Origin of the sequence: Natronolimnobius sp. AArcel1 (genome assembly GCF_011043775.1) — an archaeon.
Lineage (GTDB): Archaea > Halobacteriota > Halobacteria > Halobacteriales > Natrialbaceae > Natronolimnobius.
In genome coordinates, this window is record NZ_JAAKXY010000002.1 from 618,334 (window position 1) to 644,874 (window position 26,541).

Genomic DNA, 26,541 nt, shown 5'->3' on the forward strand with positions numbered 1-26,541 from the left:
TGATGAAACCACGACGCGCGTAGTACGACGACTCTTTCCGACTTTCTTTCTATCTATAGCTAGAAAAAATATTTATTATATTCAGCGTATATTATTTGCACATGGTTAACCGACGAAATGTACTCAAAGGCGGGCTCGCCGCCATCACTGCCGGCGCAGTCGGCATGAGTGTGACTGGAACCAGTGGCGCACAGGCAGGCTCCGATGGCATGCTCGTAAACGAGTTCGAGTCCGACAGCTATCCTGGGACGAACGCCGTCGATGAGTGGACGAATCATGCGGCGTTCGACGACGCAGCACTCGAGGATGGCGCGCTCCGTCTCGAGTACGACGACGGCGGCTTCTTCGGAAGCGTCCTCCTGACAGATGTCTCGGCCTACGAACGCCTCGAGTTGGTCGTCCGCGGCGACGACGGTGGCGAGGAAGATGACATCGACTTGCGCGTCGGCGACGTGCGCGCACAGTTGTCGGAACTGACCGACGATTCCATCGGCACCGAGTTCGACACCGTCAGTATCGACCTTGAGGAGGCCGGCGTGTCTCGCTCGGCCGTCAGACAGCTCCGACTCGGCTTCTGGCACGACGCAAGTGGCGCAATCGAACTCGAGGAAATCGCGTTCGTCGGCGACGGAGATGGCAACGGTGAGGACCCACCGCAGGTCGTCACCGAGGAGATGACGCTCGCCGAGTATTACGAGGACTACGAGTACGGCGGGACCGGCGACGCTGTCGAGATAGACGAGTACTTCCCGGGTGAACTCGGCGACGGCCACGGCGACCACGATCAGGTCAACTGGCCGGATGAGGAGAAGGCTGACTACTTCAATGTCGACCTCGAGGCGATCGAAGACGGAGCCCGCGATGGGTCAGTTACGTTCGGCGAGATGGGAGACGTCGTCATCAATCACGTCACCCAACTCGAGGAAGAAGGAGTCCCACGTCAGGCAATCGTCCAGTTGTTGCCGCGGCTCATTTTCCTCCCAGAGGAGACAGAAGAGCTCACGCTGCACAATGGACCACCGAACTACTGGGACGAAATGTACGGTCCGCAGGAAGCCACGAACGATCCCGATACGCTCATTCAGGATCCGTGGCCGCCGGATGCACGCTCGTACGATCCCGACGAGGTAGCGATCCGTGACCGCGCTCACGACCAGCCCCAGCACGAGGATCAAGAGGGTTGGACTGAGAACGATCTGCTGTCGGATGATCGGTACTACGACGACGACAACCCGATCCACCTGCTCGGCGACGATATTCACCCGGCAACGGAGGAGCCACTCGGCGGCGACGGCTTCACCGCGAACGCACCGATGAACTGTCGCGCGACCGTCCACGAGGAGAGCGACGCCTGGTGGTACCAGATCCTCGAGTTCGAGAATCTGAGCCCGGTTCCGTACCACCTCAACGCCGCGGTCATCATGTGGATCGGCCCCTCGGGCGCAAACGGCGACCTCCGGACGGGCCACTACAACAACGAACAGCGCCCACAGCCGGGCTGGGGCCATCCCCAGCGCGACGTAATCGAGGTCATGTACGACGAGGAGCAACAGCTGTCGGCCTACGCGGTCCGCATCGCGTTCCACGACGAACCGTACAACATGCGAACGGCCTACCCGAACCAGCGCTGGTCCCTCGAGATCGGCATGAGCGCCAACGACCACTTCGACGACGAACAGTCCCGCGAAGAACTCGTCCAGACGATGGTCGAGTCCTGTCACGTCGAGGTCGAGACCGACATGGACCGCAACGACGACCTGCTCGACGCGCTGGATCTGCGCAACCGGATGACGAACTGACGAGCGAGCGACGACTCACCGACTCACGATTCCAATGACAGACCACACACCACACACGAACCACGACTCGAACCGACCAGCACCCGACCAGCCTCGAGCGAGCCGTCGCGGCGTTATGAAAGCGATCGGTGCCGGTGCTGCAGCCGCAACTCTCGGCATCGCCGGCATCTCGCCGGCCGCAGCGACGCCCGACGTCTCCTTACCGACCGACGAGTTCGTCGAAACCGACGGCACCGAGTTCGTCATCGATGGCGAACCCGTCTACTTCAACGGCGCGAACAACTTCTGGATCACCGACGACGACGCGAACGCGGCGACCGAGGAGCGCGTCGACGCCGTCTTCGACCTCTTCGATGAGTTGGGAATCAACCTCGTGCGCATCTGGGCCCACGGCGAGGCCAAGGAGGGCGAACTCGTCCTCCAGCCGGAACCCGGCGTCTACAACGAGGCGGCTCTCGAGCACCACGATTACGTGATCGAGGCCGCCCGCGAGCGCGGGATGAAACTCATCGTCGCCTTAGTCGACAACTGGGACCACGAAGGCGGCATGCTCCAGTACGCCGAGTGGGCCGACGCGGAGTCGCGCTACGAGTTCTACACGATGGACGAGACTCGAGAGATGTACCGCAACCACGTCGAGACCATCCTCACGCGGGAGAATTCCTACAGCGGCCTCGAGTGGCGCGACGATCCCACAATTGCGATGTGGGAACTCGCGAACGAGCCCCGACTCGAGCAGGACGACGTCCCCAACGATATGGACGATCTCGAGCCGCCGGAACATCAGGAGATTCTCGGCGAGTGGATTCAGGAGATGTCGGCCTATATCAAAGACCTCGACGACAACCACCTCGTCTCGACGGGGTCGGAAGGCCACTACTACGGCCACTGGGAGGACGACTACCCGGACGACGACTGGGACGGCCAGGACTACCTCGAGCACCACTCCTACGACACGATTGACGCCGCCTCGTTCCACCTGTACCCCGACCACTGGGGCGACAACCCGGCAGATCCGGACGACCGGCTCTCCCTGCACGACGGCGCGGACTACATTACCGAGCGCGTCGAGGACGCACACAACGAACTGGGCATCCCGGCGTATCTCGGCGAGTTCAACGTCAATCTCTACGACCACGACCTCGAGACGCGCAATGAGTTCTTAGAGGAGTGGTACGACGCCGCCGATGCGGTCGACTGTAACGCCGTTATCCCGTGGCAGGTCGTCCTTGAGGACACGCAAGATCACGACGGCTTCCAGCTCTATGCGAGCGATTCGGGCTCCATCATCGAAGACTACGCCGAGGTCGTCGCTGAGAAAAGCGGTGACTGGGACGGTGACAACGGGAACGGCGACGAGGAAACAATCGCCGTCGGCGAGTACAACACGACGGATACGACCAGCGATGGCCTGCACAACGATTTCACCGGTGATGGTGAGACGACCCACGACGACGTGACCGCCTTCTTTGAGAATCTCGAGGACGACGGCGTCCAGGACAATCCTGAGGCGTTCGACTTTGCCGAGAACGACGAACTCGGCTTTACGGACGTGGTTGAACTGCTCCGGCAGGTGTAGTCACCGACTGTTCCGTCATGCTCCGGCGTGGTCCGGCTGACGGCGCGTGACGGCCCAACCCATTTTGGCGCGCCAGACGTTTCTCGAGCATGCGCGGAACGTACAGATGCGACGACTGCAATGCCCATTTCAAGGCAACTCGGCGACAGTGTGGCGTCTGCGGGACGTGCGGGCTCGAGACGGATCGGAATCGGTGTCCAAGTTGTGATACGAGCTACGACGATTCGACGACCCAGCGCTGTCAGCGCTGTGGATCCAGCGACGTCAAACTGATCGAGCGAGCGTAACGCGAGTCGGCGGCGAGCAGTTGGTTGTCGAGGTAGTTACGTCGCGGGAACGTCATCGGCGGTTTCAGTCGGCTGATCCAACTCCGCACCGCCCGTCGTGACGAATCGGACCTGTACCTCGGTTTCGCCAGTCGTATGGGCGTTGATCCGCTCCTCGAGCGAGCTAACGATCGTCTCGTCGTACGCACCCGGTGGGCCCCCGACTTCGATCACAACGACATCGACCTGTTGTGTCGCATCGAGCGAGCGGTCAAGTGGGAATCCGTCGCCGTGGACTTCGACCTCGACCTCGAGCAAGGAGAGTTCGTCTTCGCTCTCGAGGACGGATTCGGCTTCGGTAGCTGCCGTGCCTTCGAACTCGGAGACCTGATACGAGGCGAACGTCGTGCTGGCGAGAAACAGCGAGAGGATGGTGATAACGGCGACGAAGACGGCGACCTGTTTGACGAACTTCGTGTGTGCCGTCGAAACTTCGAACCAGCTGTTGGGTCGATAGCCCATGTAACGAAGCGTTAGCAGTCCCGAGAGGTTGACGCCGAGGAGGTTGACAAGTACGAGCACGGTTGAACCAACTGCGGCCACGGGCAGTCCGTAGGCGATGGCGATTCCGGCTGCCGCCATTGGTGGGACGAGCGCGGCGGCGATCATCACGCCGACGATAGCGATCGAAAAGCCCGTTGCGAGGCTGAGAATCCCCGCTGCACCCGCGCCGAGTGCGACTGGCAACAGGAGCAGTTCGGGGGCGATCCGCTCTGCTATTTCGTCGATTTCGGTGATCTCGGCCCCCGGTGGGACGAGAAACAGCGATTGGAAGATCCACGCGACGACGGCTGCGGCGATAATCCCGCCAAAGACCCCAGTGAATTGGTAGCGCATCCCTGCCATGAACACCTCGCGATCGTTGACGACTGTCCCAATCGACGCGCTCAGTGCAGGGCCGATCAGCGGCGCGATCACCATCGAGCCGACGACGACCGCCGGTGAGTCGAGCATGAGTCCAACCGTTGCGACGATGGCACTGATCACCGTCATCGCGAGAAATACGCTGAACGTCGGCGTGAGTTCGTCCGCTCGAGTCAGCAGTTCTTGTCTCGAGATCTGTTCCTCTTCGACAGTTTCGGTGGCGTACTCGTCCTGTAATTGTTCGAACTGGCGTGAGACGACGGTTTCGGCATCGAGGACGACGGTGTGTGCGTCCTCGTCGATGCCGGCGTCTTGCAGCGAGTCGAGAATCGGTTCAACAGCGTTCGTCGGGACCGGAAACGAGACGACCGCGTCGTACTCGCGCGAACTCGTCTCGTCGGTCACGACGTAGTCGATTCCCTCGTCATCCAAGAGATCAAGCAGCGCCTTCCGTTTTCCAATCGGAATCGTGACCTGAATGTGGCGCATCCAACGTGAGTCATCGGCTGTCCTCAAAGCCGCTGGGTCGGACACTGCTTGCTCTGATTTCGAGCGAGTTCGAGGCCAGTCGCAATCCTACTCCGAATCAGGATACGAAATCTCGAGTACCTCGCCATCATCGGGCGCGAACACCTCGTGGTCGGCAACGTCTCGTGCCTGCTCGAGGTGGTCGCCGACGTGGCCGGCGTACCGCGAGGAGATATGGACGAGCGCGAGGCGGTCGGCCCCCGCACGGTTTGCGATTTCGGCGGCCTGTCTGGCTGTCGAGTGGGCCGTTTTTGCAGCCCGCTCTGCCCGGTCATCGGCGAACGTTGCATCGTGAATCAACAGGTCGGGGTTGTCGGCGACCTCGAGCGTTTCGACCGTCGGGCGGGTATCGCCCGTGTAGACGATGGTTCGGCCCGGCCGCGGCTCGCCGACGACCTGTTCGGGTTCGACGATGGTTCCGTCCTCGAGTTCGACGGCCTCGCCGTTGTGGAGTTTCGAGAACTTCGGGCCGACTGGGACGCCGAGTTCTTCGGCGTGTTCGCGGTCGAAGCGGCCCTTACGGTCGTCCTCGACGAGGGCGTAGCCGACCGACCGGGTGTCGTGGTCGGTGTTGAAGACGCGAACCTCGTACTCGTCGGCGCGGTAGGCGACCGTTCCGCCGCGAACCTCGTTGATGTGGACGGGAAACGAGGGGCGGTTATCGAGCGCGGTAACGAGGTTGCTGAGCGACTGCTGGGTTCCCTGTGGCGTATGAATCGTCAGTGGCGCGTCGCGCTCGTTGAACGCCATCGTCTGGAGCAAGCCGGGAATGCCGAGGACGTGATCACCGTGGAGATGCGTGACAAACAGATTCGAGATGGAAAAGCCGGTTCCAAAGCGCATCATCTGGCGCTGGGTCCCTTCGCCGGCGTCGAACAGCAACTCATCGCCCTCGCGGGCGACGTAGAGTCCGCTCGGATTCCGCTCCGTCGTCGGCACCGCCCCCGCCGTCCCCAGAAACGTCACGCGTAGTGGCATCTGTCCGTACTCGACGGGGCGCGGCTAAACCGCCTTCGGATCGGTACGCTGTCCACCACTCGTTGTTCGAACACCACCTTGGTCGTCTGAATTCAGTTGAATCATTTCGTTACAATCGTTCATATCGCTCCAGATCGGCCCCTGACAGCTGTTCTCTCGAGTCGTTTTTGTTTCCTCGAGCGCCCCATCTATTCGCTTCCGAATCGTGCGAACAAACTGCGCGTTTTACGTCCCCTGAGTCCGAATAGGTAATATCGACACAGCTGAGTGCCAATGAGTTCGAGATCGACCCTGGGTACGATCAAGCGGGTCGCCGCAATCTTGATCGCCATCGCGATTGTCCTCGCTGCAGGCATCCTCGTCGGCCAGGCGCCGGCCATCTTCGGCGTCGAGGAGGATCCAGAGGCATCACTCGCGTTCGAAGATCAAGACGGCGACGGAACGAACGTGACCGTCGACAACGTCTCACTCTCGGAGGGTGGGTTCGTCGTCATTTCTGATAGCCAATCCGAGACGCTCGCGGTCTCTGAGTATCTCGAGGACGGCAGCCACGACAACGTCACCATCGACATTGAGGAGGACGACGAACCGGTCTTGATCGGTCGCTTGACGGCTACCGTTCATCAGGATACGTCCAACGACGATACCTACGCGTATGATGAGACTGACGGCGAAGAGGACCGCCCATATCTCGAGGATGGATTCCCGGTCAGCGACACGGCAACAGTGACGACAACCGACGACGGTGACGTCACCGATTCGTTCGAAGTCGATTCGGTCGATGTTCCATCGACAGCCACGACGAACGAAACGGTCGAGGTCGTCGCTGAAATCAGTAATCCAACCGATTTCCAGACCCAACAGCCTGTTGACTTCCGCGTCGACGGCACCGTCCTTGAACAACAGATGATTGATCTCGAACCGGGTGAGGTTCGCAACGTGACCTTCGAGGTTGACACAGCGGGGACAGAACCCGGAAACCAGACGTACGGCGTCTACACCGAAGCCGACGGCAGCCTCCACACCGTTGAACTCGAGTTCCATGCGACGCCTTCGGTGACTGTGACCGACGCAACTGAGGACAGCGTCACAGTCGACGCCGCAATCCCCGAAGACGGCTTCGTCGCCATCGAAGACAACGAAACGCTTCGCGGAACGAGTGAGTCACTCGAGTTCGGCGAACACGAGAACGTCACCATCGACCTCGAAGAGCCACCAGAGAACGTCACAATAGAGCTTGAAGACGAGGACGCTCTCGAGGAAGATGACGAACTCACGGCACTCCTGTACAGCGGCGACCCCGACGACTACGAGAACGAGTCGCCAATCGAATACAACGACGAACCAGTCGAAACGACGTTTACGCTCGAGGAGGCGATGGCTGCGGACGACGATGAGACAGACGAGGCTGACGCAGCCGATGACAGCGACACCGGTGACGATGGTGACGATGCGGACGGCGACGACACCGATGACTAGCGCACAACCGACCGATTCTTACCCGTCCCATTCGTAGCGTCTGTCGATGGACGCGCCGCTGTGGACCGATACCTACGCGCCCGAGTTGGCCGAGTTGCCACAGGACGATGCCCGCGAGTACTTAGAGCGGGCAGTCGAGGAGCCGATCAACCTCTTGTTACAGGGCCCGCCGGGAAGCGGGAAAACCGCAGCGGCGCGCGCACTCGCTCGAGAGGCACATGCAGATCCAGACAACGACCTCGTCGAGATCAACGTCGCCGACTTCTTCGGGCGGACGAAAACCGAGATCAAGAACGACCCGCGCTTTTCGCAGTTCCTCGTCGGCCGTTCCTCGATGTCCAAACGTGACATGATCAACCGCGTGCTCAAGGAATCTGCGAGTTACTCCTCTGTCTCCGGCGAGTACAAGACGATCTTGCTGGACAACGCCGAAGACGTCCGCGAGGACTTCCAGCAGGCGCTGCGTCGCATTATGGAGAAACACCATCAGACGACGCAGTTTATCATCGCGACGCGTCAGCCGACGAAGCTCATCCCGCCGATTCGCTCGCGCTGTTTCCCCGTCTCTTTCCGGTCGCCGACGACCGCCGAAACCGTCGCCGTCTTAGAGCGCATCCTCGAGGCCGAGGACGTCGAGTACGACGCAAACGGCCTCGAGTTCGTCTCGAACTACGGCGGTGGCAACCTCCGCGAGGCGATTTTGGGTGCCCAGACGACCGTCGAAGCCGAGGGCGAACTGACGATGAACGCGGCCTACGAGACCCTCGGCGAGGTCGGACTAGATGATGAGATCGAGTCGATGCTTGACGCTGCCGAGACGGGTGACTTTACCGACGCCCGAAAGACGCTCGACGATCTGCTGGTCGATGAAGGGTTAGACGGTGAGGAAGTGCTCGATTTGATCCTCCAGATTTCCCGGAAACGCTATCAGGGGCCGCAACTCGCTCGCATTCACCGCCTCGCTGCAGACGTCGAATTCGAACTCCACGAGGGAACGAGCGACCGGATTCACGTCTCGCATCTGCTGGCGGAGTTGGGTCGAGACGCGTAAGCGCGATTCACTCGAGGCGTGGGCCTCACCTATCGCGAAAACCGCCCGATGGGAAAGCTTCTTTGCGATCTCGAGGAACACGACGGTATGCCAACCGTCCTCGATACATATATCGAGAATCGCTTTCGCGTCCAGCCGAATCACGCGAACAACAACAACTCGCTCCACGGCGGGAATCTGATGAAGTGGCTCGACGAGATTGGGGCGATGTCTGCGATGCGTTTCGCAGGCGAAACCTGTGTCACGGCACAGGTAAACGAACTCGCATTCGAGCGCCCGATCAGAATCGGCGATACGGCGCTGGTCGAGGCCTACGTCTACGATGCGGGCCGGACGAGCGCTCACGTCGCACTCCGGGCCTGGCGCGAGGAACCCAGAAGCGGCGAGACTGAGAAGACGACCGCCTCCTCGTTTACGTTCGTCGCAATCGACGAAGATGGCTCACCGGTGCCGGTTCCCGACCTCACTGTCGATAGTGACGAAGGCGAGAAACTCCGCGAGCGCGCACTTGAGGCGGAGTACTAACACTCGACCGACGATCACGACGCGTCGGCGTCGTGAAACGCCTCGAGAACGTCCTCGGGAACCGGATTGACGTACTCGAACGATTCGTCCGAACAGAGTTGCTCGAAGTCTCGGTCGGTCGTTACGAGCGCGTCGATATTTGCCTGTCGTGCGAGTGCAACGTAAAAACAATCGTACACGTCGTGATTCTTCTCGGCACTGATCTCGTAGGCCTCGAGAACAGTGTCATCGTCTACGTCGACGAATTCCAGTGGATACTGGAGCACGGACGAGACGGCGTTTCTGGCCTCATAGGATTCGAAGCCGAGATCTTCGAGTACCCACTGGATTCGGAGCGGAAGGTACCCAAATACGACAAGCGTGTCGCCGCCTGAAAGCGCAGGAACGAGTTCGTCTGCGACGTAGGGATGCCCAGGATGGTCGTCGACCAACTGGATCGACAGCGCGTTGAGGTCCGGAAGAATCCGTTTCGAACTCATTTATCGCCCGCCAAACGTTGCGTCGCCTGCGTCTCGAAACGCTTCCGGCCCCCACTCTTCGCCCCGAGTCACCGTTTCGAGATCTGGTAACTCTCGGACGAGTCGAATATCACCGCCTTCACGGACGATCTGAAACTCGGTTCCGTCCTCGAGATTCAGGTCGTCGCGCAGCTCCTTCGGAATCGTCAATCGACCGCGGTGATTGAGTCGGGCTGTTCCGTACTCCTCGTCGGTACGATCACTGGACGAACTCATGGTCTCTCCCGTGTCGATGGTGACGTGGTGACTCACCATAAGATATGGGGAGCAAATCAATCTGATTCGAAATCGGATGGAGAATACTCACTCGAGGACCAGCACGTATCGCGTCAGCGACCGATGCACGCGCCGTTCGAACGTGGCCTCGAGTTCCCAGCCCGCCTCCTTCGCTTCGTCTTGCCATGACCGATCAGCGACGACGACGGCCCGTGACGCGACGCGGCGGGCTTCGGCGAGCGCGCCGGCAACGAGGTCCTCGAGTCGGTGGGTTTCGATTTTCGACTGGCGGCCGTAGGGAGCGTCGAAGACCACGCCGTCGACGGCGTCGTCCGCGAGCGGCAAGCGGGTTGCGTCGCCCCGGCCGACGTGCCAGGAGCCGCGTTCGACGCCTGTTGGTGAGGGCTCGGGGGCGTCGAGAAAGTGCTCGAGGTTCGTCCGTGCGCCTGCAGCCATCTTTGCCTGAGCGTCAGTGCCGATCACGTCCGCGCCGACGAGGCCGGCCTCGACGAGCACGCCGCCGGTGCCACACATGGGATCGAGAATCGTCGCGTCTGAGCGTGCGCCGGCGACGTTTGCGACGGCGCGAGCGAGCAGTGGGTCCATGCTGCCGGGCTGGAAGAAGGGCTTGTCCGTCGGCGCGCGCGTCCCGAAATCGCGGACACTCTCGGCGGCGAGCCAGCCCAGTGCGCAGACGGAGTCCTGTTCGCTTTCGGCGTCGGTGCTGTCGACTGACCCTGCCGAAAAGGCGGCACGCAGGAGATGGTCCGGATCGTCGAGATCAACTGAAAAGCCGCGTTCGACGAGCACCTGGCCGAGAACGCGTTCGGCGCGTTCGGTGTCGATATCCGTTTCGCCGTGAACGTCGGTCGCACGAACGGCGACGCTACCGTCGTCGCGCTCGAGCGTGGCGGCCTCGAGTAACGTACGGGCGCTCTCGAGGTCGGCGTCGGTTCGGCCGAGTAACTCGCTTGCGCGGTGGGTGTAGGCCAGTCCGCGAACGCGTTCGGGGGCGATCCCACGGGCAACGGCGAGGCCGGGCGCAATCGATCGCACGCCGGTCGCGGCACTTTCTGCCTCGCGGGCTGCGAACGCATCGTCCTCACCACCGAGCTCGAGCAGATACACAGGCGTGTGTCGCGTGGGCGCCAGTATGAGCCTACCGCTTTCTTGGGTGGTGTGCGTCCACTTCTCGGGAGACTCACTTCAGCCTGAGTGTCGACATACCGGATATATCATGCGGCGGCACCAACCTTTATAAACCTTAAATACGTCTTTTTAAGCGACTAATGACGGACCCGAAGGATACCATCAATATCGAAAACGTGGTAGCGTCGACCGGTATCGGCCAGGAACTCGATCTCCAGAGTGTCGCGATGGACTTAGAGGGGGCCGACTACGACCCAGAGCAGTTCCCCGGTCTCGTCTACCGCACCCAGAATCCAAAGTCCGCCGCACTGATTTTCCGCTCGGGGAAGATCGTCTGTACCGGCGCGAAAAGCACTGACGACGTCCACGAGAGCCTTCGTATCGTCTTCGATAAGCTCCGCGAACTCCAGATTCAGGTCAACGACGACCCCGAAATCGTTGTCCAGAACATCGTCACCTCCGCGGACCTCGGTCGGAACCTCAACCTGAACGCGATCGCAATCGGTCTCGGCCTCGAGAACATCGAGTACGAACCAGAGCAGTTCCCGGGACTCGTCTACCGTCTCGACGAACCCGAAGTCGTTGCCCTGCTGTTTGGCTCCGGAAAACTCGTCATCACCGGCGGCAAGAAGCCAGAAGACGCCGAACACGCCGTCGACAAGATCGTCTCGCGTCTCGAGGACCTCGGCCTGCTCGAGTAACCCGGCTGTCGCCCCGCGCGGGGACACCGGAGCGTTTCCGTCTCGTAACGCACAATAGAGACGAGTCACCCGTCCGTCCGTTTGGGGCGTTTTGCGACCTGTTCCAGCCTTCGAGACCACTGTGCCGGCCCATCGTTGACGGATGTCGACAGTGTAGGCGTCTGTTATGCAACCGTTGTACCTGCTTGCGGGACTCGTTATTCTCGTCACGGTTATCGTCGACATCCTCTGGACGACACTCTGGGTCGATGGCGGCGCTGGCCCGGTCTCTGGCCGACTGGCGACAGGGCTCTGGTACGGCCTGCGGACTGTGAGTCGCGGCAATTCGCGGCTGCTCAGTGTCGCTGGGCCGCTGATTCTCGCGTTGACGCTCGCGCTGTGGATCACGCTCCTGTGGGTCGGCTGGACGCTGCTGTTTGCGGGTGGCTCGGTGGCGCTCGTCAGCGCCCACACCGGCGAGCCAGCATCGTGGTCGGGCTACGTCTACTACGTTGCCTACACGATGTTCACGAACGGCAACGGCGACTACACGCCGACGGCCCCGGTCTGGGAGTTCGCCAGTTCGCTGACGACCGCAACGGGCATGGCGTTCGTCACGCTTGGCGTATCCTACGTACTCTCGGTGATGGGTGCCGTCTCCGAAAAGCGTGCGTTCGCAAGCGATGTCACCGGGCTTGGCCACCGCAGCGAGGCGTTCGTCCGCGCGAGTTGGGATGGCAGAGACGATTCCACAGACAATCAGTTCCAAGGGGTCGAACTCCCGCTTGAGTCGCTCTCCTCACAACTGTCCTTGCTCGCAAAACAGCACAAATCGTACCCGATCTTGCACTACTATCACAGCGAACCTGGTGACGAGGCGTCGGCAATGGCCGTCCCGATTCTCGACGAGGCGCTGACGCTGTACCGACACGGCGTTCCTGCGGACGACCAGCTGAATCCGACGCTCGTTGCGGATACTCGCTCGAGCGTGGATGACTACCTCGAGACACTCGGGGCAGCGTTTATCGAACCAGCTGAGGAGGTGCCGCCAACGCCCGAACTGGATCGGCTTCGTGCGGATAAAATTCCAACAGTCAGCGACGAGCAATTCGACGAGGACCTCGAGGCGTTGACCGAGCGTCGTCGGAAACTCCTCGGTATCGTGCAAGCCGACGCGTGGTACTGGCCGCCGCTTTCTGAGGACGAGCGATAAGCGCGAGGAATCCTGTACAGAACGCGCTAGATAGCGTTATTCAGTGTCTGCCGAGAGCCGCTCGCGGCCGGTCGCCGTGATTCCATACACATCGGCGGCGAGTCGCTGCACATGCCCATCAGCGTGCAGTTGTTGACAGTGTGTCGTTACCGTAAGCGGATGTCGCTCGAGTTCTGTCGCTAATCGAGTCACTCTCGTCGGGCCGTGCTCGTCGAGCACCGAAAGCAGCGCGTGCTCTGGACAGTGCATCTGCTACGAGTGGTGGCAAGCGCCCCAGATAACCATTTCGTAACAAGATGGCTGGCTGAAATGAAAACAACTCACTTCTGAGTTATGACTCTTTCAGTAGTGTCTGGTCTACTCGACCAGTCGCTCGATCTCAGTGACGAGAATATCGCTCGCCCCGGCTTTTTTGACCTCGGTAATGGTCTCGAAGACGTCGGTTTCATCGACGACGGCGTGGACGGCGACCTTGCCGTTACCGTTCTCGTCGGCGATATCCATGATCGTCGGCCCGCCCATCCCCGGAATGACGTTGCGGACTGCCTCGAGCTTGGATTCGGGGACGTTCATCATCAGATAGCGCTTACCGTCGGCTTGTTTGACCGACGCGAGCGCCGTCCGAACTTCCGACACTTTCGACTCCTCGAGGACGTCGTCGCGAGCGAACAGGCGGACGGAACTCGCGAGCACTTCGTCGACGACAGCTAGCCGGTTCATCTTCAGCGTCGTGCCGGTGCTCGTGATGTCGACGATGGCGTCGGCCATCTCGACGTGGGGCGTCAGTTCCGTCGCGCCAGAGACTTCGACGATATCGGGTTCGACGCCGGTGTCGGCGAAGAAGTCTGCTGTTATATTTGGAAACTCAGTCGCGACGGTTTTCCCCGCCAGATCGGAAACGGCCTCGATGTCGCCGTCCTCGGGCGCAGCGAGGACGAGTCGACAGCGGCCGAACTCGAGGTCGAGCAGTTCGGAGACGTTCTCGACGCGGGCTTCCTGGACCTGATCGTAGCCGGTGATTCCCATCTCGGCTGCGCCGTCGGCGACGTACTCCGGAATGTCTGCCGCGCGAGCAAAGAGTACCGACACGTCGGAATCGACGGTATCGGCGTAGAGCTTCCGGTCGGCACCGTTCTCGAGATGGAGTCCCGCCCGCTCTAAGAGGTCGATTGTTGGCTCGTGCAGGCGGCCCTTGTTGGGAACGGCGATTCGCATTGCGCGAATAATTGGGCCGGGAGGGCAATTGTCTTTTCATGTTGCATCGTTCCAGTGCTGTGTTGACCCATGCCGACTCGGAAACCGCCGGTACCCTGCCATTTTATTGGCCGAACAGCGTTGTGGCGCGTATGACGATCACACACGATGGGCTCTCCGTCTCGTGGCTCGGCTACGCAACCGCACGACTCGAGGCCCCCGATGGCACCGTCGTCTACACCGATCCCGGCCGTTACGGCACACTTGAGGGCACCTGGGCGGAGCAGTACGGCGATGCGTCCCATCCGAGTGGTCCGGCCTACGACGAACAGGACGGCGACGTCGTCGTCGTAACGCATGATCACCACTACGATAGCGACGGCATCGAACGCGTCGCCAGCGAGGACGCGACAATCGTAGTCTACGAGAACGTCTCGGCTGAGCGAATCACCGACGGTGGTCGCGATGTGGTCGAACCCGAATCCCTCCCGTACGAAATCGAGCGCGTCGGCTACGGTGACGAACTCACTGTTTCCGGCATCGATATCGATGTCGTGCCGGCGTACAACCACGCTGACGGGCCGAACGCGTCCGACGGCGAACCGCTTCATCCCGAGGGACTGGGCTGTGGGTTCGTCCTTACGATTGACGACACGCGCTGTTTCTGGACGGGCGACTCAGACGCACTCGAGGACCACCAGGACCTTGAGGTGTCGCTGTTCATGCCCTCGATTGCCCAGAACTATACGATGGACCGCCACAGCGCGGCCGACCTCGCCGAGACGCTCGAGCCAGCTCTCGTCCTCCCGATTCATTATAACACGTTCACCGAACTCGAGGCGGATTCAACGGCGTTTGCGGGCGATGTCGCGAGTCGCGGGGTTCCAGTCGTGCTCGACGAAGGCGCGTTCGGTCACTGAAACGGCAACTATTCGAGCGCTCTTTTGCATTTATTTGCCAGTTGATACGAACTGGGGCAGTTGCCACGACGGCACAAATTGGCTTCGTGATTCGAAAGCCAACGGTTACTGGCAGAGGTACTCGTCATCTGTCGAATACCTAAAGGGGTATTAAGAGATTAGCCGTTCCCTCCCACAATATAGTTATTTGGTCTATCTAATAAATAGGCTTATACACTATCGAGTGTCCAGCAATTGTTAGAATATGAGTCTGTCTGTCCGCTCTGGGGAGGAAAACAGCACCAATCATGAATCAAAAGCGTTTGTTACGTGTGGTTCGGCTATCTTCGATTTCACGGGTGAACGCGTATGATTGCCGGCAAGTGGAAGAACTTGCTGCTGGCGACGGCGATGTTCAACCTCGGCTTCGTCATTTGGTTCTCGTTCGCGCCGTTTACGGGCGAGATCGCAGACGAGTTCGGCCTTTCAGTCGCGCAACTGGGGGTCGTCTCGAGTGCAGCGGTGATCGCGGTGCCACTCGGTCGGATTGTCATCGGTCCAATCACGGATAAATTCGGTGCGCCACTCACTGCCGGTGTCACGCTCGTCACAGTCGGGATTTTCTCGATCATCAGCGCGTTTGCGACGACCTACGAGGTCTTTACCGTCTCGCGGGTTATCGCCTCGCTCGCGGGTATCACGTTCGTCATCGGCATTCAGCACGTTGCTCAGTGGTTCGAAGAGGAGAACCTCGGCCTTGCAGAGGGCATCTTCGCCGGCGTCGGTAACGCTGGTGCAGGGCTGGGTGCGTACTTTACGCTGCCACGACTGTTCGGTGAGGGGTACAGCGACGCGCTGTTTGCCTCAAACTGGCGCGCCGCCTTCTTTTACACCGGCGTCGTCGCGATTGTGCTCGGTATCGTCTACGTCGTCTTCGGCGAGGCTGCAAAGACCGACGAACGCCGACAGGCTGCCAAACAGGGCGTCACCTTCAAGCAGTGGCTCTACGTCGCCACCCGCCACGGTGCTGTTGTCCTCTCCGCTGCCTACATCATGACCTTCGGACTCGAGGTCGCGATGAACGGCTGGCTGGGCACCTACTACCGCGAAGGGTTCGGACAGGGCGATATCGTGATCGCCGCGACGTTTGCTGCGACGTTCTCGATTGCGGCTGGCTTGCTCCGTCCGCTTGGGGGCTACATCAGTGACGTGGTCGCACGCAAGGAGATGGAAATCCTGCCATGGTTCGATGGACGCCACCGCGAGCAGTGGACATTCGCAACGATGGCGTTCGTCGTCCTCGCACTGTTCGGCATGACCGCGGCTGGCCTGACGGGGAACATCTACCTCGCCGTCGCCGCTGGCTTCCTTGTGGGTGTCGGCTGTGCGTTCTCCGAGGGGGCCATCTTCGCACAGGTGCCAGCCATGTTCCCGAACAACTCGGGCACCGTCGCGGGCGTTGTCGGCGGTATCGGCACGGTCGGCGGCTCGGTCTACCCGCTGCTGTTCGCCGCGCCGTTCCTGCCAAATCTCCACGTCGGCTACGCAATCGTCGCACTGACGATGATCCCAATCCTCGCACTCACCGCCTGGGTTTTCCAGCCCCACATCGCCGAAAACGCCACCGAAGACGGCTGGATCGTCAACGATGATCCTGCAGTCCCCGCCCGAAACGTCGCACCGGGAGACGATTAACCCGTCTCGAGCCAGTCTGGGTGTCCATCGCTGCTCGAGAGTCGAACACTGGTGACCGAATCGACATATTTTGCTTGACTGACCGACTAACCGTTGCCGACGGCTGCGGAATCTATTTAATCAATCGCACCCCTGGATTTACCGATGCGACTCTCTACGGGCGTTCCCGGTTTCGACCGCTTGGTCGGTGGCGGGCTGTTGCGAGATCGCCTCTACATCGTTAGCGGCCCGCCCGGGAGCGGCAAGACAACGCTTTGCTCGCAGTTTCTCACCAAAGGCGCGTTCAACGGTGAAACAGGCCTCTACGTCAGCATGCACGAGTCGCAGTCGGAACTCGCTCGAGACATGTCGTCGTTTCAGTTCGGCTTCGAGCAGGCGGTCAACGCGGGCCAGCTGAAGTTTATGGATGTTTTCGAGACGGAGACGAAGCGATTTTTTGCGGGTTCGCGCGGCACGACCGACGGTCCCGATAGCGTCGAGGCGCTCTCGACCAAACTCGTCTCCTTTATCGACGCCAACGACATCGACCGCGTCGTCGTCGACTCGACGATGATCCTCGAGTACTTCTTTGCGAACGCACTCGAGGAACTCATCACGTTCATCACGACGCTCAAACGCGCCGACGCGACGGTGCTCGTCATCTCGGAGATGACCGACCCGACCTCCTACTCGGACGCCCAGTATCTTGCCCACGGCGTCCTCTTTATGCACAACTACCTCGAGTCAGGCGGGATGACCCGCGGCGTGCAGGTCATCAAGATGCGTGGCACCGAGATTGACTCGACAATTCGCCCGCTCGAGTTCACCGACCGCGGACTCCGAGTCGACCCCGACGGGGAGGTTCAGTCCTGATGTACGAACGCACCTTCGGCACCGACTGGGAGACGCTCGAGGATGGCGACGACGTGCTGCGCCGGGCCTTTGCCCTCGGCGTTTCTGAAACACTCGGCGAGACTCATCCTGAGGAGTTCGAACGCCTCGAGGCCGCGCTCGCTGCAGGCTCTGATCGGCAGTTCCTCGAGATTGCCTACCAACAGGGGATTCAGTACGTCCGCCAACTCGAGCCACAGGTCGACGACGAGGACCAGTTGCGGACGTTTCTGGCCGACGAACTGGCTGAGATCGATCCCCTCGACCGATCGGAGCCGGAGGTCGAGTTCGACGACCACGTAGACGAGGAGAGCGAGAACGGACTCCCCGACTCCCTGAGGGGATTCCGGATGGATTCCCGACCTGACGACAGCCGTGATCGGGTGCGACGGCCTGATCTGCTCGAGTAGCGACGGCCTGACTTGTTTGAGTAACGACGACGTGGACCGAATCGATTTCAGTCGTTCGGAATTGGGGTGGTTGATCGAACGTCCCCCTCGAGACGCGCCGCGTAGTCGAGTCGACACTGACGCGCTTTTGAAGGAGTGACCACCTTGTCGTCAAAGTCGTCTGTCAGTGGCTCGTACGCCGTGACATCGAAGCCCATCCGCTCGAGGTACGCCCGAACTGCATCAGACGACAGGCCGTCGCGGATCGCAGCGTCGACGTACTCCTGGACCGCCTCGAACTCGGGCAGGACGAACTCGTCGTCGGTTATCCGGCCGTTGTCGCCCTCGATGCGGACCTCGGTGTCCAGCAGCCGTTCGACGGTGTCTGCGAGGTCGCCAGCCAACTGGACGACGTGACTCGGAAGCGCCGTATCCGGTGAGCGCCACTCGACCGTCGAAAACTCGTTTCGAAGTTGGACTGGCGTCCAGACCGCGCTCTCGGGATCAAAGTTCGACTCGATTGTCGCTCGATCACTGCCCGCCTCGAGCGCCATCTGGACGAACTCCGCATACCGGTCCTCGAGTCGCTGGTTCCAGTCGGCAGTGTCGTCGACGTAGGGCCATAGCCGACCCTGATGCGGGAGTGAGTCGTACGCCATCCAGCGATACAGTTTCGAGCGGGCACCAGTCGCGAGGTGTCGCCCTTGGAAGTACGGCGAGGAGTTGACCAGCGCTAGCGCGGGGTCAAGCGCGATGAGTGTATTCAGCTGATCGACCACGTGGCCCGGTTGCTGTTCGACGTGGATGTGGGTCCCCGCACAGTGGCGGACGTATTCGAACGGCTCACCAATGACGCGGTTCTGGATCTGCGTTCGATCACTCTCGAGTTCTTGGATTTCCTCGCGAGTGATCGGTGTTGCAAGCGGAACGAGTCCCTTTCCCACCTCGTCTGCACACTGCAGTACCCGGCTGATTCGCTCGAACAGTTCCTCGCGCAGTTCCGCCGTCGTCTCACACGGCGTCGTTTTAATCTCGAGTACTGGTTCGACGAACTCCCGTTCAGCGCCCGGCGTCGCGTCGACGAGCGCTCCTGGTTCGACCAGTCGACCCTCGTCGTCGATGACCCAGTACTCGACTTCGATGCTCCGACGTATCGGGTTCGATTCAGTACGTGACACGGTCTCTCTGTGCTGTCTGTGACGGTTTTATCGGTTTCTGCAGCCCGCTGTTGGGGCCTGTTCGTGACTCACTTGTCGCCGACCATTTGGTATGTTAGCACTAGTCACGTTTGATGGGTATATACGCCACAATAAAAATTTGTGGTTAGCTGTGATTTTTGATCCCCACTCGAGCAGCCGGAAATCGCGGCTACGGGGGACTCCCGACACCGGTTTGAACGTGGGCCACCTCGGTTCTCGTATGACGAGACGTGCGCACCTCGAGATTACGGGGATGTCCTGTTCGACGTGTTCGGGAGCCGTCGAGGACGCGGTGGGCGACCTCGAGGGCGTCGAGGAGGCGAGTGCGAACTACGCGACCGACGAGGGGATGGTCGCGTACGATCCCACGCAGGTATCTCTGGCCGAGATTTACGATGCTATCGAGGCGGCTGGCTACGAAGCCGCTGCCGAGACGGAGTCACTGACCGTGATGGGCATGTCGTGTTCGACCTGCTCGGAGACGGTGAGCGACGCGGTATCGGACCTGCCAGGCGTTATCCGAGCCGATGTCAACTTCGCTTCTGACGAGGCCCGCGTTCGGTACAACCCGTCCGACGTATCGCTCGGCGAAATTTCTGCAGCCATCGAGGAGGCGGGCTACGACCCCGTTCGTGACGATCTCGAGGAGACCCAAGGTGCGAGCCAGCGCGAGCGGGCTGTCGAGAAAGAACTGCGTCGACAGCGCCGACTGGTGATCGGTGGCGGATTGCTGACGCTGCCGTTCGTGCCGATCATGCTCGCAATGTTGGGACTAATGGAACTTCCCCATCTGGGCACCGTCGACCTGGGCGTCGTGACGGTCTCCGCGATGGGGCTGGGAGAGTTCATCCTCGCAACCGCCCTGATGGCCACGCTGGGCAAGGAGTTCCTCGTCGGTGCCTACCGGGCATTCTCGCACAATCGGCGTGCGAATATGGACACGCTGGTCGCGCTCGGCACCAGCGCGGGCTACATTTATAGCACAGCCCTGCTGTTCGGCTTGATCGCCGGCGCGGGGCTGTACTTCGAGGCCGTCGCGTTCATCCTCTGGTTCATCACGCTCGGCAACTGGCTCGAGGTGCGTTCGAAAGCCCGCGCGGGCAACGCACTGCGGGAGTTACTCGAGATGGAAGCCGACGAGGCAACCATTGTTGTCGATGGCGAGGAACAGCAGGTTCCGCTCGAGACGGTCGACCCCGGTGACGTGTTGAAGGTTCGCCCGGGCGAGAAGATTCCGACGGATGGCGTGGTCGTGGATGGCCAGAGCGCAGTCGACGAGTCGATGCTGACCGGCGAGTCCGTCCCAGTTGAAAAGGCCGAGGGTGACGAGGTCGTTGGCTCGACGATCAACGAAAATGGCGTGCTTCTCGTGGAGGCAACTAAGGTTGGCTCCGAGACGGCCATCCAGCAGATTGTCGACCGGGTCAAGGAAGCTCAGTCGCGCCAGCCCGAAATCCAGCGCCTCGTCGACACAGTGAGTGCCTATTTCGTCCCCGCAGTGATCGCAAACGCCGTCTTCTGGGCGGTCATCTGGTACGTCTTCAACGATCCACTGTACGGCATTTCCGCAGCACTCGGCTCGTGGATTCCCGTCCTCGAGCCAGTCGGTGGTGGCCCGGTCGCTGGCGGCGTGCCTATCCTCGAGTTCTCAGTAATCGTCCTCGCGTCGTCTCTGCTGATTGCCTGTCCCTGCGCGCTCGGGCTGGCGACACCCGCGGCGACGATGGTCGGCTCGACGCTCTCTGCGACGAACGGCGTGCTGTTCAAAGGTGGCGACGTCCTCGAGCAGGTTCGAGGCATCGACACCATCGTCTTCGATAAGACGGGGACGCTGACCCACGGTGAGATGGTCCTGACGGACCTCGAACTCGTTGGCGAACGGGCGACACCCGACGGCGGCGAGTCGGCGACTGACGGCGGTGTCGTCACCGGCGTGGATCGAGACGACGACCTCGAGTCATTCGTCCTCGGCGCGGCGGCAACCGCTGAGTCCGGCTCTGAACACCCCATTGCACGGGCAATTGTCGACGGTGCCGAAGATCGCGGCGTGTCAGTCGGCGAGGTCAGCGAGTTCGAGAACGTGCCCGGCCACGGCGTTCGGGCCGAAACTGACCGCGGGAGTGTCCTGATCGGTCGCCGCAAACTACTCGAGGATGTCGATATCGACACCGAGCCGGCTGAAGAGACGCTGACGCGCCTCGAGCGCGAGGGGAAGACGGCGATGCCGGTTGCAGTCGAAGGGGAGCTACTGGGCGTCCTCGCGGTCGCTGATGAGGTGCGCGAGAGTGCGACGGAGACAGTTGCAGCACTTCGGGAACGCGGAACCGAGGTCGTGATGCTCACTGGGGACAACGAGCGCACGGCAAAAGCGGTCGCCAAGCAGGTCGGAATCGACCCCGAAAACGTCCGTGCGGAGGTGCTTCCCGAGGATAAGGCAGATCACGTCGAAGAACTGCAACAGCGTGATGCGAAGGTGATGATGGTCGGCGACGGCGTTAACGACGCACCTGCGCTGACGACCGCACAAGTCGGCGTCGCCATCGGTTCCGGCACCGACGTTGCCATCGAATCCGCCGATGTGACGCTGATGCGTGATGACCCAGCCGACGTGCTGAAGGCCGTCCGCATCTCGGAGGCGACGATTTCGAAGGTTCGACAGAACCTCTTCTGGGCGTTTCTCTACAACACGACGCTCATCCCGATTGCCTCGCTCGGACTGCTCAATCCCGCCCTTGCCGGGTTAGCGATGGCCGCCTCGAGCGTGAGCGTGATGGCAAACAGTCTCTCGTTTACGACGTACGATCCGCACGAGGACTACCGGCTGGCCGTGTTGCGTCCGCTCGAGTTCATTCGGAGAAACTGAGTGACCCCGCCTATGGGAGGGCGCCGCCCTCGGCCTCGAATTGTGCGCCGAACAGTGCCTCGAGCAGCGCCGGTGTCACGTAGGCTTCGACGAACGCCGCGAGGACGAGCAAGAGCCAAGCAAAGAGGACGAACGCGATGGTTCGAGCGACGTAGGATTTCGTAAAGAATCGCTCTCGAGAGCCGATAACGCGCTGGCCGAAGCGATAGACGATCTGGAAGCCAACGCCTGCGGCGATGAAGATTGCCGGGAGTTCGAAGATGCCGTGGGGGAGCAATCCGACGATGATGAAGTCGATCCCGATCTCGTTGGCCGCGGATGCGCCGACGTTGCCGACGATAACGCCGTTGAAGATCATCACGAACGCGGTCAGCAGGCCGACTGTCAGCGCGCCCGCGATGGCCATCAGGAACGCTTGCGTGTTGTTCACGATGAAGAAGGTCGCAGTCAGTTCGAACTCACCGGCTTCATCCTCGAGTTCGGGTAACAGCTCCTCTTCGAGCAACTCGGCGACCATCTCGAGGAGGTCGAATCCTGCTGCGAGCAGCGCAACGCCGATGAGCGTCCCGAACGCGAACAGGCCGGTCGCAAACCAAACGGCGCGTCGGTTCTCTACCCAGCCGCTCGAGAGTCGCCGGATGAGCATGTCGTTGCCAGTCTTCGGGAGGACAGCGAGGGCGCCAAAGACGACGGCGAGGGCCGCTGAACCAAGCGCCGGCTCGAGTGCGCTGTTGCCCTCTCCCGTGACGAAGATGAAGATGGCCGTCGCAAGCGAGACCAGCGCGAGTCCGGTACACATCGCCGTCCAGTTACGCACAGCGTTCGAACCTGGATCGGGTTCGGGGTCGGCCGGCGGTGTGTCCGGATCGTCACCCGGTGGTCCGCCCGAGGCTGTCTCTTCACCGTTATCGAGGTCCACTCGTATTCGGCCCGTGTCGTTTGGCGACTGCTGATCAGGTCCGAACTCGAAGCCGCCCGATTCTGCGGAGCCGCCACGGCCGTTCGTCCCGTTGGCGTCTGTGTCGTCTCCATTCCCGGCTCCATTCATACCCACTCATTGGGCAAAATGTGGGATAAATCCGCCGACCGGTTTCAGCCCTCACTCGAGCAGGCGACGACACTGTCGCCACAACTGTGTACGACCGCGGGCACTGCGGGCGATCTGTCCGTAGTTGGCGAGCGACTGGCAGACCCACAGCCATTTGTACCGGCGCAGTTGCCGCTCGAGTTCGGTTGTCCGCTCGAGTGGCCCCTTGCTCGCGTAGCCGTCACGAAACAGCCGGCGGAGCCGGTCACGCTCACCTGGCTCGAGTCGTCCGGCGATCCACTCGAGGTCGACGAATCGGACCTCGGCGCGGGCGAGTGCGTACGTGGCGTGCGTGACGTGTGCATTCCCCCAATCGAGGATGCCGGTAATCGAGCCATCAGACGCGATGAGGAGATTGCGTGGCTGGTAGTCGCCGTGCGTGAGGACCGGAACGCAGTCTGGATCGCCAGCCAACGGTACCGACAGGCGGTCATACAGCGCGGCGCTCTCCCGTGCTTCAATCGCGTGCCAGCCGTCGGGTGTACACACCTCGAGGTCGCCGTCCGGTCCGCGGGCGAGGCCGCCAACGCTGACGCTGGTGGCGTTGGTGCTCGCATTGGTGTTTCCGGTCGACTCTGCACCATTTTCGAGGCCGAACGCAGCCAGCGACACACTGTGAAGCTGCCCGAGTCGCGCACCGGCAGCTGCGACGAGTCGGCATCGAACTGCAGGCTCGAGGGGTCCTGTCGTCGTTGGCGTTTCTCCCTCGAGATGCTCGTAGAGTGCCCAGCGCTCGGGCGTGGCTGCCTGCTGATCGCCACCGACCAGCGAGCCCTGCGCCAACACGGCGGGAACAGGGAGGTCAGTCACCGCACGGACGCGCTCACAGACGAGCGGTTCGATCACGTCGCCAGTCCAAACGCTCGCACCGCCGCGTTTGCAGACGATGCGAGCCGGGAGGTCGTCACTGGGTGAGAGTTCCAGCAAGAACGTGTCTGCGACTGAACCCGCTCGTGGTCGTCTCACTGACTGCACTTCGGCCTCGAGTGCAGCCTCGACGATTCGCTCGAGAATAGCATCCTCGCCTTCTGACCCAGAGTCCGTCACACGTCGACAGATGGCTGGCACTGCCGTAGCCGTTTGTGTTTTTCACTGAACACTGTCACTCGAGCGAACGTACAACTGGCTCCTTCCCGAAGACGACAGCAGAGCATGGCACAGATTCCCGTTTCGTCGGCGACGACCGCGTTTTACGTTGCCCGCGGGCTCGTTTTGCGGGCCTACCACCGCCTCACGCGGGCGAACTACACACACGGCTGGCTCGTCCGCGAGAACGACACGCCCGCGGGGTCGTTCCAGTGCTACGAGCCGCTCACCCGCCACGGCAGCGACGAAATGCTCGCCGAACTGGACGCCGCCTGTGGCCCGTCGGACGTCATCTACGATATCGGCGCGAACATCGGCATCTACGCGCTGGCACTGACGGTCGACGAACCTGACCGCCACTGTGTCGCGTTCGAGCCAGTACCCAAAACCGCCGACCGGCTGCGGGCGAACGTCCGGCTCAACGACCTCGAGAACCGAATCGACTACCGGGTCTGTGGACTCGGCGACGAAACCAGCGAGCAGCGATTCTATCGCTCGAGCAATCCCGAACTCTCCTCGTTCGACCGCAAGAGCGCCCAGCGTTGGGGTGCAACTGTGTCTGCAGTGGAGACAGTCTCGAGTTATCGACTCGATGATCTCGTCGCCGGCGTCGGCGAGGCCGTCGACGACTTGGAGCCACCCGACGTGCTCAAACTCGACGTCGAAGGCACCGCCCCTGACGTGCTTCGCGGCGCGCGAGAAACGCTCGAGACCGCCCAGCCACTCGTCTTCATCGAAATTCACGAAGACGGACTCAAGCGCGACGTTCCAGGCGAAACGAGGGGGGTGCTCGAGGAGGCAGGCTACGATATTATAGAGCGAGAGGGGTACTGGCGGTGTCTCCCGGGGAGTCTGTGAGCGGAAGGTGCTGTTCGGGTCCGGTATCGCCATCGCTGGCGCAATAACCACTATATAAGTCCCACCGGCGAGAAATCCCGGCAATGACCACGCTTGCGATCACCGGTGGACAGGTACTGCACCCGGATATCACCGTCTCGCGTGCGGACGTGTTGCTCGACCAGGACAGCGGCGAGATTCTCGAGATTGGCACTGATCTGGCCGACGATGCGGACGAGACGCTGGATGCATCGGACTCGCTGGTGACACCCGGCTTCGTCAACGGTCACAGCCACGTCGCGATGACGTTGTTGCGTGGCGTCGCCGACGACAAACCGCTCGATGCGTGGCTCCAGGAGGATATCTGGCCCGTCGAGGCCGAACTGACGGCCGAGGACATCCGCGCGGGAGCCGAACTCGGCATTCTCGAGATGATCAAATCCGGGACGACGGCGTTTTCGGATATGTACTTCGAGGTTCCCGACATCGCCGCTGTCGTCGAGGAAGCCGGCGTTCGCGCCGTTCTCGGCCATACGGCGATCACCGTCGGAAAGGACGACGATGGTGCACACGCGGATCTGGAGGAAAGCCTCGAGGTTGCAATCGAACTCGATGGGGCGGCTGCTGGACGCATTTCGACGACGTTCCAGCCCCACTCGCTGACGACCGTCGGCGGCGAGTATCTCGAGGAGTACGTCCCGAAAGCCCGGGAAGCGGGCCTGCCGATTCACTTCCACGCGAATGAGACCACGAACGAGGTCTCACCAATCGTCGACGAACACGGCGTCCGACCGCTTGAGTACGCCGTCGAGAAGGGCTTACTCGAGTCCGAGGACTTCATCGCGCACGGCGTGCACGTCGATGAGACCGAGATCGAACTGCTTGCCGAAACCGGTGCGAGCGTGATCCACTGTCCGGCCTCGAACATGAAACTCGCAAGCGGGATGGCTCCGGTTCAGAAACTGCGCGATGCGGGCGTAACGGTCGGTCTCGGTACCGACGGCGCGGCCTCGAACAACGACCTCTCGATGCTCGACGAAGCCCGCGACGCAGCGATGATCGGCAAACTTGCGGCTGACGACGCGAGTGCCGTTCCCGCCGCTGCTGTCGCGGAGATGATGACACAGGGCAGCGCCGACGCAATGGGTCTCGAGAGCGGTCGACTCGAGGTCGGTGCACCCGCTGATCTGGCAGTGATCGACCTCGAGACGCCGCATTTGACACCGCGACACGATCTCGTGAGCCACCTCGCGTATGCGGTCGCAGCAGCGGACGTGAAACACACACTCTGTGACGGCCAGGTGCTCATGCGTGACCGAGAGGTGTTGACGCTCGAGGAGGAAGCCGTTCGCGAGCAGGCACAGGAGACGGCCGAGTCGCTGCTGTCGCGTGCGGAGTAAGTCCCTGTTCTTCCGGTCCTGAAAACGGAATCTAAACGCTCACAACGGTTGATGAACACTTAAACTGTTTCTCTGCCCGTTTCTCTGCAACCAAACGTTCGAAAACTGCCAACGGGG

Annotated in this window: 25 protein-coding genes; 15 read left to right on the forward strand and 10 right to left on the reverse strand. The window is 61.3% G+C overall.

The window, feature by feature from the left end:
• The first annotated feature begins 101 nt into the window (after positions 1-101).
• The 3 genes from G6M89_RS07240 to G6M89_RS07250 all read left to right on the forward strand — a co-directional run bounded on the left by G6M89_RS07240 (position 102) and on the right by G6M89_RS07250 (position 3,665).
• Positions 102-1,799 (forward strand): twin-arginine translocation signal domain-containing protein, encoded by a 1,698-nt coding sequence (locus tag G6M89_RS07240; protein WP_165161119.1) that lies wholly within the window; start codon positions 102-104, stop codon positions 1,797-1,799.
• 34 nt (positions 1,800-1,833) lie between these two features.
• A complete protein-coding gene (locus G6M89_RS07245) occupies positions 1,834-3,378 on the forward strand; it encodes a cellulase family glycosylhydrolase (protein ID WP_165161120.1) in 1,545 nt (514 codons plus the stop codon).
• A gap of 89 nt (positions 3,379-3,467) precedes the next feature.
• Positions 3,468-3,665: a hypothetical protein gene (locus G6M89_RS07250; RefSeq protein WP_165161121.1), complete on the forward strand. Its 198-nt coding sequence runs from the start codon at positions 3,468-3,470 to the stop codon at positions 3,663-3,665.
• Between the two features lie 36 nt (positions 3,666-3,701).
• Here the strand turns inward: G6M89_RS07250 and G6M89_RS07255 are convergent, their stop codons facing one another.
• Both G6M89_RS07255 and rnz read right to left on the reverse strand, forming a co-directional pair.
• Positions 3,702-5,057, reverse strand: coding sequence for a TIGR00341 family protein (locus tag G6M89_RS07255; protein ID WP_165161122.1), 1,356 nt, complete (start codon positions 5,055-5,057; stop codon positions 3,702-3,704).
• An 87-nt stretch (positions 5,058-5,144) separates the two neighbouring features.
• On the reverse strand, positions 5,145-6,074 hold the full coding sequence (gene rnz, locus G6M89_RS07260) for a ribonuclease Z (protein ID WP_165161123.1): 930 nt from the start codon (positions 6,072-6,074) through the stop codon (positions 5,145-5,147).
• A 273-nt stretch (positions 6,075-6,347) separates the two neighbouring features.
• Here rnz and G6M89_RS07265 point away from each other — a divergent pair, with 273 nt between their 5' ends.
• From G6M89_RS07265 to G6M89_RS07275, 3 genes are all read left to right on the forward strand, one after another.
• On the forward strand, positions 6,348-7,553 hold the full coding sequence (locus G6M89_RS07265; RefSeq protein ID WP_165161124.1) for a DUF4179 domain-containing protein: 1,206 nt from the start codon (positions 6,348-6,350) through the stop codon (positions 7,551-7,553).
• 46 nt (positions 7,554-7,599) lie between these two features.
• Positions 7,600-8,604 (forward strand): AAA family ATPase, encoded by a 1,005-nt coding sequence (locus G6M89_RS07270; RefSeq protein WP_165161125.1) that lies wholly within the window; start codon positions 7,600-7,602, stop codon positions 8,602-8,604.
• A gap of 87 nt (positions 8,605-8,691) precedes the next feature.
• Positions 8,692-9,129, forward strand: a complete 438-nt coding sequence (locus G6M89_RS07275) for an acyl-CoA thioesterase (protein WP_165161314.1) — start codon at positions 8,692-8,694, stop codon at positions 9,127-9,129.
• A 14-nt stretch (positions 9,130-9,143) separates the two neighbouring features.
• Here G6M89_RS07275 and G6M89_RS07280 read toward each other — a convergent pair whose 3' ends face one another.
• The 3 genes from G6M89_RS07280 to G6M89_RS07290 all read right to left on the reverse strand — a co-directional run bounded on the left by G6M89_RS07280 (position 9,144) and on the right by G6M89_RS07290 (position 10,991).
• A complete protein-coding gene (locus tag G6M89_RS07280; protein WP_165161126.1) occupies positions 9,144-9,608 on the reverse strand; it encodes a PIN domain-containing protein in 465 nt (154 codons plus the stop codon).
• Entirely contained in the window at positions 9,609-9,863 is a 255-nt protein-coding gene (locus G6M89_RS07285; RefSeq protein ID WP_165161127.1) for an AbrB/MazE/SpoVT family DNA-binding domain-containing protein, read from the reverse strand. It abuts the gene before it with no gap.
• Between the two features lie 87 nt (positions 9,864-9,950).
• Positions 9,951-10,991 carry a methyltransferase domain-containing protein gene (locus G6M89_RS07290; RefSeq protein ID WP_165161128.1) on the reverse strand — a complete coding sequence of 347 codons (1,041 nt, stop codon included), beginning with the start codon at positions 10,989-10,991 and terminating at the stop codon, positions 9,951-9,953.
• Between the two features lie 161 nt (positions 10,992-11,152).
• On the opposite strand from G6M89_RS07290, the gene G6M89_RS07295 reads away from it, so the two are divergent.
• Positions 11,153-11,713 carry a TATA-box-binding protein gene (locus tag G6M89_RS07295; RefSeq protein WP_054863163.1) on the forward strand — a complete coding sequence of 187 codons (561 nt, stop codon included), beginning with the start codon at positions 11,153-11,155 and terminating at the stop codon, positions 11,711-11,713.
• 166 nt (positions 11,714-11,879) lie between these two features.
• Positions 11,880-12,905 (forward strand): potassium channel family protein, encoded by a 1,026-nt coding sequence (locus tag G6M89_RS07300; protein ID WP_165161129.1) that lies wholly within the window; start codon positions 11,880-11,882, stop codon positions 12,903-12,905.
• Positions 12,906-12,941: 36 nt separating this feature from the next.
• Here G6M89_RS07300 and G6M89_RS07305 read toward each other — a convergent pair whose 3' ends face one another.
• Positions 12,942-13,154 carry a MarR family transcriptional regulator gene (locus G6M89_RS07305; RefSeq protein ID WP_165161130.1) on the reverse strand — a complete coding sequence of 71 codons (213 nt, stop codon included), beginning with the start codon at positions 13,152-13,154 and terminating at the stop codon, positions 12,942-12,944.
• 108 nt (positions 13,155-13,262) lie between these two features.
• Positions 13,263-14,120, reverse strand: a complete 858-nt coding sequence (hisG, locus tag G6M89_RS07310) for an ATP phosphoribosyltransferase (protein ID WP_165161131.1) — start codon at positions 14,118-14,120, stop codon at positions 13,263-13,265.
• 131 nt (positions 14,121-14,251) lie between these two features.
• Here hisG and G6M89_RS07315 point away from each other — a divergent pair, with 131 nt between their 5' ends.
• From G6M89_RS07315 to G6M89_RS07330, 4 genes are all read left to right on the forward strand, one after another.
• A complete protein-coding gene (locus tag G6M89_RS07315; RefSeq protein ID WP_165161132.1) occupies positions 14,252-15,019 on the forward strand; it encodes an MBL fold metallo-hydrolase in 768 nt (255 codons plus the stop codon).
• Between the two features lie 348 nt (positions 15,020-15,367).
• Positions 15,368-16,693 (forward strand): MFS transporter, encoded by a 1,326-nt coding sequence (locus G6M89_RS07320; RefSeq protein WP_165161133.1) that lies wholly within the window; start codon positions 15,368-15,370, stop codon positions 16,691-16,693.
• A gap of 144 nt (positions 16,694-16,837) precedes the next feature.
• The gene (locus G6M89_RS07325) at positions 16,838-17,545 is read left to right on the forward strand and encodes an ATPase domain-containing protein (RefSeq protein WP_165161134.1); all 708 of its coding nucleotides are present in this window, start codon (positions 16,838-16,840) and stop codon (positions 17,543-17,545) included.
• Entirely contained in the window at positions 17,545-17,973 is a 429-nt protein-coding gene (locus tag G6M89_RS07330) for a hypothetical protein (protein WP_165161135.1), read from the forward strand. Before G6M89_RS07325 ends, G6M89_RS07330 begins: the two co-directional genes overlap by 1 nt.
• 47 nt (positions 17,974-18,020) lie before the next feature.
• Here the strand turns inward: G6M89_RS07330 and G6M89_RS07335 are convergent, their stop codons facing one another.
• Complete coding sequence (locus G6M89_RS07335; protein WP_165161136.1) at positions 18,021-19,130, reverse strand: glutamate-cysteine ligase family protein; 1,110 nt, start codon at positions 19,128-19,130, stop codon at positions 18,021-18,023.
• Positions 19,131-19,404: 274 nt separating this feature from the next.
• On the opposite strand from G6M89_RS07335, the gene G6M89_RS07340 reads away from it, so the two are divergent.
• On the forward strand, positions 19,405-22,014 hold the full coding sequence (locus tag G6M89_RS07340; protein WP_241175259.1) for a heavy metal translocating P-type ATPase: 2,610 nt from the start codon (positions 19,405-19,407) through the stop codon (positions 22,012-22,014).
• 10 nt (positions 22,015-22,024) lie between these two features.
• Here G6M89_RS07340 and G6M89_RS07345 read toward each other — a convergent pair whose 3' ends face one another.
• Together G6M89_RS07345 and G6M89_RS07350 are read right to left on the reverse strand one after the other, a co-directional pair.
• The gene (locus tag G6M89_RS07345) at positions 22,025-23,062 is read right to left on the reverse strand and encodes a stage II sporulation protein M (RefSeq protein ID WP_165161138.1); all 1,038 of its coding nucleotides are present in this window, start codon (positions 23,060-23,062) and stop codon (positions 22,025-22,027) included.
• Positions 23,063-23,113: 51 nt separating this feature from the next.
• A complete protein-coding gene (locus tag G6M89_RS07350) occupies positions 23,114-24,148 on the reverse strand; it encodes an aminoglycoside phosphotransferase family protein (protein ID WP_343162628.1) in 1,035 nt (344 codons plus the stop codon).
• Positions 24,149-24,253: 105 nt separating this feature from the next.
• Here G6M89_RS07350 and G6M89_RS07355 point away from each other — a divergent pair, with 105 nt between their 5' ends.
• Positions 24,254-25,045 (forward strand): FkbM family methyltransferase, encoded by a 792-nt coding sequence (locus G6M89_RS07355; RefSeq protein WP_165161139.1) that lies wholly within the window; start codon positions 24,254-24,256, stop codon positions 25,043-25,045.
• Between the two features lie 83 nt (positions 25,046-25,128).
• Positions 25,129-26,424 carry an amidohydrolase gene (locus G6M89_RS07360; protein ID WP_165161140.1) on the forward strand — a complete coding sequence of 432 codons (1,296 nt, stop codon included), beginning with the start codon at positions 25,129-25,131 and terminating at the stop codon, positions 26,422-26,424.
• The last annotated feature ends 117 nt before the right edge of the window (positions 26,425-26,541 follow it).